9 protein-coding genes are annotated in these 14,521 nt (G+C 64.2%); 5 read left to right on the top strand and 4 right to left on the bottom strand.

Features of this window, described 5'->3' with window-relative positions:
* Positions 1-3: 3 nt before the first annotated feature.
* Genes LSO07_RS28220 through LSO07_RS28205 form a run of 4 tightly spaced genes read right to left on the bottom strand, consistent with a single transcriptional unit; the run spans position 4 to position 4,573 of the window.
* A complete protein-coding gene (locus LSO07_RS28220) occupies positions 4-963 on the bottom strand; it encodes an MlaD family protein (RefSeq protein ID WP_034781344.1) in 960 nt (319 codons plus the stop codon).
* Positions 963-1,862 carry an ABC transporter ATP-binding protein gene (locus LSO07_RS28215; RefSeq protein ID WP_070253863.1) on the bottom strand — a complete coding sequence of 300 codons (900 nt, stop codon included), beginning with the start codon at positions 1,860-1,862 and terminating at the stop codon, positions 963-965. Before LSO07_RS28215 ends, LSO07_RS28220 begins: the two co-directional genes overlap by 1 nt.
* Positions 1,862-2,995 (bottom strand): MlaE family ABC transporter permease, encoded by a 1,134-nt coding sequence (locus LSO07_RS28210; RefSeq protein ID WP_034781349.1) that lies wholly within the window; start codon positions 2,993-2,995, stop codon positions 1,862-1,864. The genes LSO07_RS28215 and LSO07_RS28210 overlap by 1 nt, the downstream gene beginning before the upstream one ends.
* Positions 2,996-3,052: 57 nt before the next feature.
* Positions 3,053-4,573, bottom strand: a complete 1,521-nt coding sequence (locus LSO07_RS28205) for a B12-binding domain-containing radical SAM protein (protein ID WP_151097505.1) — start codon at positions 4,571-4,573, stop codon at positions 3,053-3,055.
* Between the two features lie 164 nt (positions 4,574-4,737).
* Here LSO07_RS28205 and LSO07_RS28200 point away from each other — a divergent pair, with 164 nt between their 5' ends.
* Genes LSO07_RS28200 through LSO07_RS28180 form a run of 5 tightly spaced genes read left to right on the top strand, consistent with a single transcriptional unit; the run spans position 4,738 to position 14,012 of the window.
* Complete coding sequence (locus LSO07_RS28200; protein WP_191909776.1) at positions 4,738-6,339, top strand: DUF2138 family protein; 1,602 nt, start codon at positions 4,738-4,740, stop codon at positions 6,337-6,339.
* On the top strand, positions 6,318-7,007 hold the full coding sequence (locus tag LSO07_RS28195; protein WP_404811517.1) for a DUF1175 family protein: 690 nt from the start codon (positions 6,318-6,320) through the stop codon (positions 7,005-7,007). Before LSO07_RS28200 ends, LSO07_RS28195 begins: the two co-directional genes overlap by 22 nt.
* A complete protein-coding gene (locus tag LSO07_RS28190; RefSeq protein WP_151097499.1) occupies positions 7,004-11,572 on the top strand; it encodes an alpha-2-macroglobulin family protein in 4,569 nt (1,522 codons plus the stop codon). The genes LSO07_RS28195 and LSO07_RS28190 overlap by 4 nt, the downstream gene beginning before the upstream one ends.
* The gene (locus LSO07_RS28185; protein WP_151097497.1) at positions 11,572-13,254 is read left to right on the top strand and encodes a DUF2300 domain-containing protein; all 1,683 of its coding nucleotides are present in this window, start codon (positions 11,572-11,574) and stop codon (positions 13,252-13,254) included. The genes LSO07_RS28190 and LSO07_RS28185 overlap by 1 nt, the downstream gene beginning before the upstream one ends.
* 29 nt (positions 13,255-13,283) lie before the next feature.
* Positions 13,284-14,012: a YfaP family protein gene (locus LSO07_RS28180; protein WP_070253868.1), complete on the top strand. Its 729-nt coding sequence runs from the start codon at positions 13,284-13,286 to the stop codon at positions 14,010-14,012.
* Positions 14,013-14,521: the final 509 nt, after the last annotated feature.

The following is a 14,521-nucleotide window of genomic DNA, read 5'->3' as shown; positions in this document are numbered from 1 at the left end:
TCCTTATTTGCCCGGTGCCGAAAAACCGGGCTCGCCCGGGCCGGGCGGGATGTCTGGGGCGCCGAACAAGATGCTCTGCGGCTGTTCATTGAGCGTGCTCATGGTGGTTTTCAGGGCGCGCATCGAGGAGCGCGCCTCGCCGCTCAGCTCGATTACCTGCGGCAAGACTTCCAGCGATACGCCATTGGCTACCGTTTCCACCGAGTTGCCGACCCGGTCGACCGTGCCATTGACCTTGTCGAGCACGCCGCCGGGCGCCTGGATATCGTTGCCCAGCTTTTTCCACGTGGCCGTCAAGTCCGACACGTTCTTGCCGGCCGTGCTGACGGCCGTCAGGGTTTGCCGCGTCTGTTCCGTCAGTTGCGGCAATTGCGTCAGGGTCGGCTCGAGCTGCTGCGGAATGGCGCCAAAGGCCTTGGCCGCCTTGCCCACTTCATTGAAGGCGCCCAGCATGGCCGCCTGGTTCTCGGGACTGAGCAGGTTGTTGACCTTGTTGGTGATCTGTTCGGCCTGGTCGAGGATGCGTTTGCCGCGCTTTTCCAGCTGGTCGAGCAAGCCCGCGCGCAGGGGAATCAGCGACGGCTTGTCCTTGCTGGTGCCCAGCAGTTTCGAGCCCACCTGTTCATCGTCGAGCTGGATGTAGGCGATACCCGTCACGCCCTGGTAGCCGAGGGTGGCAAAGGTGGTGTTGGTGACGGGGGTATCGGGCGCCACGCTGATGTGCACGAGGATTTGCCCCGCCTTTTGTGTGTCGAAGTCGATGGCGTCGACCTTGCCCACTTCCAGGCCCCGGTAGCGCACGGTCGCCTGCGGGTTCAGGCCCGGCACGGACAGGGTGGTGGCGAGCAGGTAAGGCACCCGTTCCACGCGGTCGCGGTTGAACCAGACGCCGAACAGGATGGCGGCCACCAGCAGGGTGAGTGTAAAAAATCCCGTCATCAGGGCATGTGATCTGTTTTCCATTACTTCTCCGCTTTCTTGTCTGTGCCGGCATCGTCGCCTGGCTGCGCCGCATTGCCCGCCGCCGCCTGTTTCTCATCGAGGACGGCCAGCGCGCGCTTGCCGCGGTCGCCGAGGAAAAATTGCTTGATGAACGGGTGGTCGACTTCGATCACCTCGCGCGTGGGGCCGATGGCGATCACGTGTTTTTCCGCCAGCACGGCGATGCGCGTGGACAGGGCGAACAAAGTGTCTAGGTCATGCGTGACCATCACCACTGTCAAGCCCAGTTCGCGGTGCAGCGACTGGATCAGGGCGACAAAACTTTCCGACAGGTCCGGGTCCAGGCCCGCCGTGGGTTCGTCGAGGAATAATAATTTCGGTTCCAGCGCCAGGGCGCGCGCCAGCGCCACGCGCTTGATCATGCCGCCCGACAAGTCCGAGGGCATTTTCAGCGCATGTTCCGGGCCCAGGCCCACCATGTTCATCTTTAATAGTACCGCGTCGTGCACCAGGGCTTCGGGCAGCACGCGCAATTCGCGCATCGGCTGGGCCACATTGTCGAACACGGTCAGGGCCGAATACAGGGCGCCTTGCTGGAACAGCATGCCCCAGTGGTTGCGCAACTGTTGCAGCTGGTCGGAACTTGCCTGGTTGATATCTTCGCCAAAGACTTTGACGCATCCCCGCGCCGGATGTTCCAGGCCCAGCATCTGGCGCAGCAGCACCGTCTTGCCCGTGCCGGAGCCGCCCACGATGGACAGGATCTCGCCCCGTTCGATTTCCAGGTTCAAATCCTGGTGCACGACGGTGCGGCCGAACTTGGTCCACAGATTGGTGATATCCACCACGGGCGCGTCGCCGTGCAGGTTGAACTGGCCTTCCTTGCCGGTGCCGCAAGCGATATTGGTGTCGTCCGCCATCAGTAGCCCACTCCATTGAAGACGATGGCGAACACGGCGTCGGCCAGGATCACGACCGTGATGGCCGTGACGACGGCGGTGGTGGTGCCGCGCCCCAGGCTTTCCGTGTTGGCCTTGATGCGCAGGCCGAAGTGGCACGAGACCAGCGCGATCAGCATGCCGAAGATGACGCCCTTGCCCAGGCCGATCATGTAGTTGGCCAGCGGCACGGCGTCGGGCAGCTTCTGGATGAAGTAGCGCGCCGACAGGTTCAGTTCCACCTTGGCCGCCACCATGCCGCCGATCAGCGCTGCCGTATCCGTCCAGATGACGAGCAGGGGCATGGAAATGGCCAGGGCCAGCACTTTCGGCATGATCAGGCGGAATCCGTGCGAAATGCCCATCACCAGCATGGCGTCGAGCTCTTCCGTGACGCGCATGACGCCTAGCTGGGCCGTGATGGACGAGCCCGAGCGGCCCGCGACGAGGATGGCGGCGAGCAGCGGCCCCAGTTCGCGGATGACGCTCATGCCCAGCAGGTTGACCAGGTAGATGTCGCCGCCAAAGGCGCGCAGCTGCTGCGCGGACAGATAGGACAGCACCACGCCGATCAGAAAGCCGACGAGGGCCGTGATGCCCAGCGCCTGGAAGCCCGCATGGAAGATATTGGCGGAAATTTCACGCCATGGCCCCCGCATCGGATGGCGCGCGAAGCGGCCGATATCCTGCGTCACCTGGCCCACGAGGGCAATAAAACCCTTCAAATGTTCGAAAAACAGCAGGATGGCCATGCCCAGTTTCATCACGGGCGTGAGGCGGTTGGCGCGCGAGGGCGGCGTTTCCAACGGCCCCGTTTCTTCGATGCGCCTGAAAAACTCTTCCTGCGACGGCGCCAGGGTCAGCTGCGCCGGACGCTGCTTGCCCCAGGCATTCCAGAACAGTTGGGCGCCGATATGGTCCATGCTGTCGATGGCCGACAGGTCCCATTGCGCCTTGGTATCGCCCTGCAAGGGCTTGAGCTGGGCATCGATGGCCTTGATGGCATTGTCATGCGCCAGCGCGTGCACCTGCCAGGTGCCGCTGGCAGTGACAAGGGCTCCCTGTTGGGAGCTGGTCTGGGAGAGGGTCAGTTTCGGCGATTGTACAGTCGGCATCGTGCCAGTTTAAGGGAGAATGGCGCAGACCGCCACCGCTGTTCAATCGCCAGCCTGTCAGGAAGCCAGATGGCGTGCCTGCCGCTGCGGCAGGGCCACGTCCGGGCGCACCTTGGCGCCGCTAGTACTCACTTCGCTTGGCTTGCCATGCGCGGCCGCCTGCGCGCCGCCCGCATAGTCGCTGGCCAGCAGGGCATTGGCCTCGACCGCGCTCATGCCGCGCGTCTGCAGCCATTGCGCCACCAGCTTGGCCAGGCGTTCCATGGCGATGCGGTGGGTGGCATCCGTGTGGGCGTACAGCCAGTTCGAAAAATCCATGAAGTTTTCAAACGGCGCATCACCGAGCATCCATTGCACCGTATTGGCGAAGCGGCCCGAGTTGGCCACCAGGTCCCAGTAGCGGGCGAAGCGCACGAGGCGCTGCATGCTCATGAAATCGAGCTGTTTATTCGCCAGAATGGTATAGGGCGGGTGCGGATCGAACACCATGCCATAGTTTTCCGTATGGCGGATGATGGGCGTGCCGCGCAGCCGCTTTAATATGCCGAACTGGATTTCATGCGGTTTCAAGGCCACCAGCTTGTTGAAGCCGGCCGCGAAACTCGCTTCATCCTCGCCCGGCAAGCCGGCGATCAAGTCCACGTGCAGGTGGGCGTTCGATTCCTCGCACAGCCAGCGGATGTTGTCGGCCGCCTTTTGATTGTCCTGCTTGCGGCTGACCAGCGATTGCACGTCCGGATTGAAGCTCTGGATGCCGATCTCGAACTGCAGCGCGCCGGGCGGGAACTTGCTGATGCCTTCTTTCAAGGCATCGGGCAAGTGGTCGGGCACCAGTTCGAAGTGGGCATAGATGGGATCGTCCGGGTTCGCCTCGATCTTGTCCAGAAAGAACTGCATGATCTTCAAGCTGGTCTTGATGTTCAGGTTGAAGGTGCGGTCGACGAACTTGAACAGGCGGGCGCCGCGCGCATGCAGGGACTCCATCTCGGCCAGGAAATTTTCCAGTGCGAAGGGCCAGGCCGTCTTGTCGAGCGCGGACAGGCAGAATTCGCACTTGAACGGACAGCCGCGCGATGCTTCCACGTAAATCGTGCGGTGGCGGATATCGTCGTCTGTATACAAGGAGTAGGGCAGTTGCAATTCCGCCAGCGGGGCTTGCACGCCGGCATGGATCTTCATCAGCGGCTTCGGCCCATTGAGGATCTCGCCGCACAGCTTGGGGAAGGTGACGTCGCCCCAGCCCGTGATCAGGTAGTCCGCCAGCTTGACGATCTCTTGCTCGCCCGCTTCATGCGACACTTCCGGCCCGCCCAGCACGATGACGACTTCGGGCGCTACGCGCTTGAGCATGGCCACCAGCTTCGTTGTTTCCTCGACGTTCCATATATATACGCCAAAACCGATGATGCGCGGCTTGTTGAGGAGGATGCGCTCGACCAGTTCCGTGGTTTTCGTGCCGATGACGAATTCCTGCAGCCGCGTCTGCGCCTGCAGCGGCCCCATATTGGCCAGCAAATAGCGCAATCCCAGCGAGGCGTGGGTGTAGCGGGCGTTCAGGGTGGAGAGCAGGATGGTCATGGGAGGCGATGGAAACGGCGAAACCGCTATTTTACGCTGTCGCGTCACCGGTGCGCTGCGGCCAGAAATGCCATGTTACCATTTGTCAATAATTACTAACTTGTCAATGCTACGGCAGGGTAAAGGAATACACGGTGCTGGCGAAAAAAGTACAAGATAAAAAAGTGCTTAATAAAAAAGTCCTGGTCGGGGCACTTGCCGGGGTGGCGCTGGTGGCGGCCGCGCTGGTCGGCTACCGCGTCTTCGGCTGGGGCGCGATGGGACCGGTCAACGGCCTGAAGCTGGATTTATCCCGGCCCGACGCGCTGGTCCGGACGAAAAGCCTGTCGACCTTGCCGCGCGACCTGCTGACGGTGCCGCTGGCGCGCGACGTGCTGCGCGAGGATTTCCTGTTCTATTACGAGCAGAGCGAAGACCGGCTGGGCCTGAAGGGCAGCTTGCGCCGCATCGCCTACGAACATGAGCTGGGATGGGGCGACCAGCTGCTGCGCATGGTGCTGGACCAGCCTGCGGAAGTGGCCCTGTGGCGCGACGCCGACGGCTCGCTCAAGCACTTTGCCATCGCCGTGTCGCGTGGCCAGTTGACGCGCCTGCTCGAGGAAGCGGGCAAGATCGCCTTGAAGGATACGCAAATGCGCGTGGCAGGCAGCTTGCGCGTCGATGGCGGCCAGGTGCCGGTGTATGCGCTCAATTACGCCTACCAGCGCACCTTGCTGTTTGCCGCGCACGGCCAGCGCCTCGTCATCCTGTCCCATCCCGGCATGCTGTATGGCGGCAGCGATGGCAAGAATGGCGATGGCACGGCCGAGAAAACCGTGGCCAGCCTGCTGGCGCCGGAGCCGGCCAAACAGAATGTCTTTCATCCGCAGTTCCATCTCGACAGCACCGCGCCCGAGGGCCACAGCATCGCCGTCAAGGCGGACTTCCTGTCATTCGGTTACCAGCCCTTCTTTGGCGCGCTTGAAGCGCTGCGCTTCGATTTCAGCAAGGGCGCCTGGCAGTCCAAGGTGCTGCTCAATGCGGACAAATTGAACAAGAGCGGCAAGGGCGGCTACGACAGCAGCGCCTTGTGGCCCGTGCTGCCGCACAACCCGAGCGCCTGTTTCAGCGTGCCGGTGGACTGGACCGCGCTGCAGCCCGTGCTCAAGCGCCTGGGCGACAAGACGTCGGCGCCGGTGGTGCCGCTGGCCGAACACTTGCAAGGGCCGGCCGCCGCATGCTGGTACGGTACGTCGCGCCTGCATACGCCCGTGTTTGTCGCCACACGCAGTGCGCAGGCAGGTGATGACGCTGTATATGGCAGCCTGTTCGAAGCGGCCATCGGCGGCAAGGACCCCGTGCGCAAGACCACTGGCAAGGATGGCGCCGTTCGTTGGGAGCGCAGCGTCGCCACGGCCCTGGGCCAGACCACGCCGGCGCTGGCCGTGGCTGGCAATACGGTGGTCTTTTCCGCCGACGGCAAGCTGGTGGACCAGGTGCTGGCCGTGCGCCGCAAGCAGGCGCCGGCGGCCAGCGACCTGCTGCCCGATGCGTCCCGCACGATCGGCCTGATCGCGCCGGCATCGCTGGCCCGCCTGATCCAGCTGGAAGCCTTCGACACCCTGCCGGCGAACAACGAACCGGTACTGCGCGCGGCCGCCAACGAACACCTGGTGCCGCGCCTCAACGCCTTGAAAAAATACCCGCCGCTGCGCATGGTGCTCAAGCGGCAGCCAGCCAGCGGCACGTCATGGGAAACGCTGGAATGGCAGGAGACCGCGCGATGACGGTGCGGCATGCGCGCCGTGCCGCCTTGCGATTGTTGGCGGCCTGCGCCGCCACCGTGGCAATGCCCGCGTGGGCCCTGCGCGCGGCCGCCGAACCGCAAGTGCAGCTGTCGCAGGCCCAGAGCCGCGCCTTCCAGGCCTGGATGCTGCGCATCGTCAATGCGCAGATCGAACGCGGGCCGTCACCGCGCTGGACGCACCGCGATTGCGCCGGCCTGGTGCGCTTTGCCGTCAACGAAGCCTTGACCGTGCATGACGCGAAGTGGCTGCACGCGAACGGCATCGCCAGCGACCGGCGCCTTCCGCCCGAGCTGGAACTGGACGCGAAGCAGGCGGCCTTGCGCAACCGCTGGGTGCAGATGGGCGGCAGCGTCGGCCACTTCGTCACGGCGCTGGCGCTGGTGCAGCACAACAGCCGTTTCATCGCCCGCGAAATCAGCCAGGCGCTGCCCGGCGACCTGCTGTTTTTCGACCAGGGCGACGAACAGCACCTGATGGTCTGGATGGGGGCGCGCATCGCCTACCACACCGGCACCGTCACCCCCGACGACAATGGTCTGCGGACCGTCGATATCAAAGAACTTACGAGCTGGAAGGACACGCGGTGGCAACCTGTGGTCAACAATCCGAATTTCGCCGGTGTGTTCCGGCTGGCGTTTTTATCATGAAGCCGATTTTTTTCATGAAGCTGCTATTTGCCGGCCTGCTGGCGCTGGTGCTCATAGGCGGTGCCTCCGCGCAGCAGCGCGAACCGAGCAACTACAGCACCTTCAAGGGCGAGCCCTTCTTCCTGCTGTCGGACGCCAGCTACGGCAGTCTTGATGAAGCACGCGTGCGGCTGGAAGTGCCGGGCCGCGATATGGGACGCATGAACCTGGAAGCGTATTCGGGCGCCGACATCGTCGTCTACCGCGTGCCCGAGCCGATGGAATTCCTGAAAAAGCAGCGCAATCTGCACCGCATCCAGGTCGAGGGCAATTACCAGGGCGAGGGCCTGGCCAACACCTTGAGCTTTCTGTGGGATAGCTGGTGGAAGCAGTCGCGCCTGGCCTGGCGCAAGCTGTTTTCCGGCGACGCGCGCCGCGCGGTCACGAAAGAGCAGCCGCAACTGGCGACGAATGACGCGATCCGCAAACCGACCGTGTTCGCCAACCATCCGCAATACAAGCCGATCAAGGGCATGGAGCTGGTCGACAGCTTCCGCTATCCGATCTGGCAAGCCAAGGCCATCGCACCGCCGAAAGGCGTCAAGCTCGATGGCTCCAGCAGCGACTTCATCGTCGCCGGCGCCGGCAACGTGATGATACCGCTGGGTAAACGCAAGCCGGGCTTGTACCTGATCGAAGCGATCATCGGCGAGCACCGCGCCACCACCCTGGTGTTCGTGTCGGACACGGTGGCCGTCACCAAGGTATCGTCCGGCCAGATGCTGGTGTGGACGGCGCGGCGCGATAACAGCGCCGCCGTGGCTGGCGCCAGCGTGGCGTGGACGGACGGCACCGGCGTGCTGCAGTCGGCCACTACGGGTGCGGATGGCGTCGCCTCGCTCGAGCGCGGCAGCCCGGAACATACGTATGTGCTGGGCCAGGACCGCGACGGCGGCGTGTTCGTGTCCGAGAATTTTTACTATGACAGCGAAATCTATAACACCAAGATTTATGCGGTAACCGACCGGCCCCTGTACCGGCCCGGCGACGAAGTCAACGTCAAGTTCCTGGGGCGAGAATTCACTTCGGCGCGCGCATCGCAGGCGGCAGCTGCTGCGCCGCTGAGCCTGACCGTGCTTAATCCGAACGGCACGCCGCTGCTGACGCAAACGCTGCAGCTGTCCGGTGACACGGGCGCCGACACGCGCTTCCGCCTGCCCACGGAAGCCACCGCCGGGGGCTATGAACTGCGCTTCAATTACAAGGATGGCGTGTATGGCGCGGCCTTCCGCGTGGCGGAATACGTCAAGCCGCACTTTGAAATCAACGTCCAGCCAGCGAAACCGGAATTCAAGACGGGCGAGGTGGTCAAGGGCAGCATCGCGCTGCGCTACCCCGATGGCAAACCGGTGAAAAACGCGAAGATGACCTTGTCGCTGCGCAGCCAGCAAAACACCATGGTCGAGGGCGAACTGCGTTACAGCGGCCTGTTCCCCGTGGCGCTGAAAACCGAGGAAGCGACGAGCGATGGCAGCGGCAATGTGGACTTCACCTTGCCGCCCGCCGCCGATCCGTCGCGCTACATCCTGACCGTGCTGGCGACCGATGGCGCGGCCTACCGCGTCAAGACGACGCGCGAGCTGATGATAGAACGTTCGAGCAGCAGCTACCAGCTGAAGGCCGTGCGCCAGTTTTCCGATCCGGGACAAAACGTGCATTTCGACCTGGTGGCCGATGGCCAAAGCGCGGCCAAGCCCGTGCGCTGGGAGATGGTGCAGCTGGAAAAACAGGACAAGACCGAGGGCGCATTTGACCCGGCCGCCAAGGGCTGGGATGTGACATTCCCCGCATCGGGCTCGTATCAGCTGGCGCTGCGCGACGAGCGCGGCAACTTGCTGGCCGCCGCTAGCCACTGGGTGTCGGGTGACGGCGTGCAGGCGACGCCGGGCAGCATCGAGATCGTGCTGGACCGCGCCCGCTATCGTCCGGGCGACACCGCCGAAGCCTTGATCACTTTCTCCGACAAGGTCGACCAGGCGCTGTTCACGCTCGAGCGCGACAAGGTGGAGCACCATGGCTTGATGGCCGGCGCCGCTGATTGGTACCAGGCGAAGCGCGTGGCGCCGCGGCAGTGGCGCGTGCGCATTCCCGTCAAGCAGGAGCATGGGCCGAACATGACGTTCTCGGTAGCCTATACCCGCAATGGCGATTTCGTCTTCGAGAACGCCGGCCTGCAAGTGATCGAGCCGCGCGTCGCGCTGCAGTTCAAGAGCGACAAGGAGGTTTACCAGCCGGGCGAGAAGGTCACCCTGGACGTCAAGGCGACCCTGGATGGCAAGCCCCTGAGCACCCTGGTGGCGCTGGGCGTGGTCGATGAAATGATCTATGTGCTGCAGCCGGAAATCGCGCCGGACATCGGCGACTTCTTCTATCATCCGCGCCGCAACAACGTGCGCACCACGGCCAGCCTGTCTTTCATCAGCTACGACATGGCCCAGGGGCGCACAGCGGGCGCGCCGGCGCGCCACAATTACAACGAGCGGGGCGTCAAGGTGCTGGAGCGTCCGCGCCGCGACAATGTCGATACGGCGTACTGGGCGCCATCGCTGAAGACCGATGCCAATGGCAATGCGCGCGTGAGCTTCATCATGCCGGATGCGCTGACCCGCTGGAGGATCACGGGCCGCGCGATGGATGAGCAGGGACGGGTCGGCCAGCGCACCGCCTATCTGCGTTCGGACAAGAATTACTATGCCAAGTGGACCGCGCCTGACTGGATGCGCGCCGGCGATGCGCCGCGTGCTTCGGTGGCCGTGTTCAACCAGACGGGCAATGAGCAGGCGCTTGACGTGGTGCTTTCCGGCGGTGCAGGCGGCACGCAAGCGAAGACGGAAAAACTGACCGCCAAACCGGGCGTCAATTACGTTGAATTTCCGCTCGCTGCCGGCGCTGCCGGACCGCTGCGCCTGGAGGTAAAACAGAACGGCAAACTGGTCGATGCGCTGGATACGGCCATGCAAACCTTGCCCGCCGCCTGGAGCAGCCCGCGCACGCTGGTGCTGCCGCTCGATGGCGCCGCTGGTGATATTCCCCTCAAGCTGCCGGCGGATGCGCGCAATATCCGCCTCTCGTTCGCGCAAGGAGCCGGCGGCCACTTCGCGCGCATTGCCGACGATCTGATCGACTATCCGTATGGCTGCGTGGAGCAGACGGCGAGCCGCCTGATTCCGCTGACGCTGGCCACGCAAAGCCTGGGAGCGGATGCCGGTGCGGCAAGCGAACGCCTGCAAACGCTGCTGACTGCGCAGCGCCTGCGCCTGGTGTCCATGGCCGGTCCGAATGCCGTCTTCGGCTGGTGGGGCAATGCCACGGCCGGCAATGCCTTGATGACGGCCTATGCCTATTACGCCGACTGGTACGCGGCGCGCGCGCTGCGCATCGAGCTGCCGCCCGAACACTGGAACAAGCTGCTGGCCGTCTACAGCGAACATGGCTTGAAGGACGCGATGGGCGACCGTGCGCTGGTGCTGTGGATGGCGCGCGAGATGGGCCTGCCCACGCAGACGCTGGCGGCGGGCCTGGTGGACGACAGCGCTATCGCCGTCCTGGGCGGCAAGCCACGCCAGCCGGGCGACAGCGGCAGCCTGCTGCTGGGCGGTGCTTCTGACCGCGAAGCGCAAGCGATGTCGTTGGGCCTGGTGGCGCTGGTCGCCGCCCAGAATGGCATCGCCCTGCCGCATTCGCTGCAGCTGCAAGTGGCCAGCGCGTGGCAGGTGCTGCGCGAATCGAAAGCGCCGGTTGCGCAGGCCCTGCTGATGCTGGCTGGCGAAGTGCCGGCTACCCAGGCCGAAGCGGTGCTGGCCAGCGTGCGCGCCGAGATGCCGACCCTGGACCGCGCGATGACCTTGTTGTGGGTGCAAAAAAAGCTGGGCGGGGCATCGTTTGGCAAGGGGCCGGCCGTCGCGCCGGACGGCGCATGGCAAAAACGCGACAGCCGCGGCGGCCAGCCGCTCTGGCGTTGGAGCGATGCCAAGGGCCTGCCTGACAAACTGCGTCTCGCTGCATCGACCCCGGCGCCGGCCGGCACGGTGGCTGTGCTGCAGTACGACAGCCACGTCGCCGAAACCCAGACCTTGCCGGTCACCGTCGAACGGCGCATCCTGCGCATGAAGGCGGGCAAGGGCGGCTACACGACGGAGCTGGTCAAGCCGGGCGAGGCGCTCAGCACGGACGCGCTGTACCTCGATGAAATCACCTTGAAAGCAGCGGCGGGCGCGAAGCACCGCTTTGGCTTGCTGGAAGTGGCGCTGCCGCCGGGCGCCATGGTCGAATCGACCACCTGGGGCATTGTCATGGCAGGCGACAAGCCGGCCGCGCTGGAACGCGCGCGTCATGCCGAGCGCCGCGACGGCTATGCGGTGCCGATCGAGCCTTTGGCCGGCGACGTGACCGTGCGCCATTTGATTCGCTTTGCACAGAAGGGCAGTTATGTGCTGCCGCCAGCGCGCTTTTACCGCATGTACCAGCCGGAGCAGAAAGCCCTCGAGGGCGGCGGCAAGGCCACGCGCGCGTTGAAGGTCGAGTGATGCGTGTGGTACTTCCTGCGTTGATGGCGACCCTGCTGCTGGCCGCTCCTGCCCGGTCTGCATCGCTGGATGTCGCCTGGTGGCGCGACGGCAAGACGGAAGTGCGGCAGTTGCGCCAGGGCGGTGCCGCGCCGCCGCCGTTTGACGGTGCGCGGCAGGTGCCACTGGCCAGCCTGTGGAAGCTGTTCGTATATGTGTATGCGAGCGATAGCAAGGTGGCGATGCCGGACTACCGCTGCGGCGGCCGCGATCCGGAAGAAGTGTATTGCTGCGATGCGGGCCAGAGCATCGGCCACGACGCGGCGCTGGCGCAGTCCTGCGGCCCCTTTTTCTCGCCCAGGCGTCTGATGATCGCGCCGGTTTCATGGCGCCAGTACTGGACGGGCCGCCTGGGTAGCGCACCGACAGGCGATTTTGCCTGGCTGTCCGACCCCGCGCAGCTGGCGCCGGCGCGCATGGTGCGCCTGGACAGCCTGCTGCGCGCGCTGGGCAGCATCCCGGCTGCCAGCCGCGCGGATGCCGAAGCGGCGCTGCTGCGCGTGGTGCTCGATGGGCGCGGCTTTGGTGCGGCGCGCTGGTTCGGCAGCCAGCTGCGCGTGAAGACGTATTCCTGGCACGAGCAGCGCCGGGCAGAAGAGCGTATCGGCGGCGCGGCCGGCTGGCTGGCCGACGGCACGCCGATCTGGTTTGGCGGCGCGGGTGGCAGCAGCAATGTCTTTGCACAGTGGGCGCCCAGACTGGCCGCCAGCTTGCCGCCAGTGGGCGCGGCCGACGATGGCGGCTGCGTGGTGGTCGATTACTTCAAGCGCTATCCGATCCGTGCCGTGCGCGGCGAGCGTGGCGTAGCCGCACCTGGCCCGCTCAATGGCCGCTACCATGTGCAATTCGAAAATGGCCAGAACCTGGCCCTGCGCAGCACCGGCGAGTTGATGCTGCTGCAGGAGAAGGGCGGCCGCCCGCAATTGCGCGGCCGCTTCGGTGTCAATGAATATGTGGCGCGCGTGCTCGACCGCGAAGCGAATACCGGCGAGCCGGAAGCGGCCAAGGCGCTGGCGATTGCCGCGCGCACGTATCTGCAGCAGAACGCCGTGACCGTGGCAGGCTGCCAGCAGATCGCCGACAGCAGTGCGACCCAGCGCGTCAGCCCCAGCCCCGCGACGCCGGCGGCGCTGGCGATTGCGCGCTGGACCGACCAGCTGATCGTCGATGGCGTCACCGTGCGCTATCACAGTAACCAGCCGTCCGAGGGGACCATGGCGTGGAGCGAGGCGGTGCGGCAAGCCAAACAGGGCAAGCACTATGATGAATTGCTGGCGGCGGCCTATCCCGGCGGCGCGCTGACCACCTTCGGCAATACCGGCGCGCGTTGCCAGCGCCTGGCGCAGAACGAGGATTGGCTGGCGCGGTCCGTGCCGCGCTGGCAGCGCGTGCTGCTGCGCGAGGCCGGCTACGAGGCGCCACCACAAGCGCCGCTCGTCTGCGCCTTGCAGAGTGGGGCGCCGTATTCGGAACAGTCGCGCAACCGTATCTTCATGCGGCCGCTGGCCACGCGCGAAGACCGCATCACTCTGGCCCATGAATACCTGCATCTTGGCCTGCGCCGTCATCCGCGCGGCCAGGACGAAGAATATGTCGAGCGGCTGGCCCGCCGGCTCGTCGACCTTAACCTGGAGGCCCTGTGAGTTTTTATATCCGTTGCTCGATTCCCCTGATGCTATTGCCACTCTGGGCGCAGGCCCAGGTCACCATCGATGCACCGAAGGGCGGCTGGCGCAATTCGGCCGGCGCGCGCGAGGACTATACGCAAGCGGTGAATTACCCCGCCGCGTCCGTCAACCTGCAGCCGGGCCAGGCCGAGACGGCGCAGATAAGGGGACGCATCGCAGGCGCCGTCAAGGGCAAGCCCGCTACTTTGGTGGTCAATGGCGTGGCGATGCCAATGGAAGTGGGCGAGGATGGCAGCTACGGACGCCCGTATGGCTTCGGCAGCGGCTCGAACAGCGTGGAAGTGCGCTCGCCGGATGGCAGGAGCCGCGCGCGCACCCAGTTTGTCGACAGCTACCAGGGCAAGACGCAGGCGCGCCTGCGTATCGTGCTGTCCTGGGACAGCGCCGGCACGGACCTCGATATGCACGTGGTCACGCCGGACGGTGGCCACGCCTGGTACGGCAATCGCGTACTGAAGGATGGCGGTGCGCTGGATGTGGACGTGACCACCGGCTATGGCCCGGAGATCTTTTCCAGCGCGGCCCCCCTGAAGGGCAATTATCACGTCTATGTCAATTACTACGGCAGCGGCGAGAACACCGCCATGCTGACTGTCGCCCGCATATCGGTCATCACCAATGAAGGCACGCCGCGTGAAAAGCTGCAGAGCTTCCAGGTACCGATGCGGGCTGCTGGCGAGCTGACCCTGGTGAAATCGTTCGTCTTGCCATAAATGGTCGAAAATGGCTCTTGCGGAGCCGCAGCACTATGGCTATAATTCGCCCCCTCGCTGAACGACGCATGCAAATGCAGCGTAAAGTGAGAAAAAAAGAAGGAGTTGACGGACGTAGCAAATTGCTTCATACTCTTCCTTCTTCGCAGCTGACAAACACAACGCTTTGTCGATAGCGCGAAAGCAGTACCGAATACAGTTCTTTAACAATTAACAGTCGATAAGTGTGGGCATTTGATGTAAGTGCAGCAGTGATCTTCGGATCGCTGTAAAACTTAAAATATCAAATGTTCACAAGAAATAATGAAATAGGATACTTCTTCGGAAGTAGCCTGTCAGTTTTTTGAGTGAGCGACCCGTCGCAAGACGGTGCCAATAAAATGGCAAAGTAACAGAGATTAAACTGAAGAGTTTGATCCTGGCTCAGATTGAACGCTGGCGGCATGCCTTACACATGCAAGTCGAACGGCAGCACGGAGCTTGCTCTGGTGGCGAGTGGCGAACGGGTG

The sequence above is a fragment of the Janthinobacterium sp. PLB04 genome (genome assembly GCF_021165895.1).
GTDB lineage: Bacteria > Pseudomonadota > Gammaproteobacteria > Burkholderiales > Burkholderiaceae_D > Janthinobacterium > Janthinobacterium lividum.
Note: the sequence above shows the minus strand (reverse complement) of the source record. Positions and strands in the feature narration are given on the sequence as shown.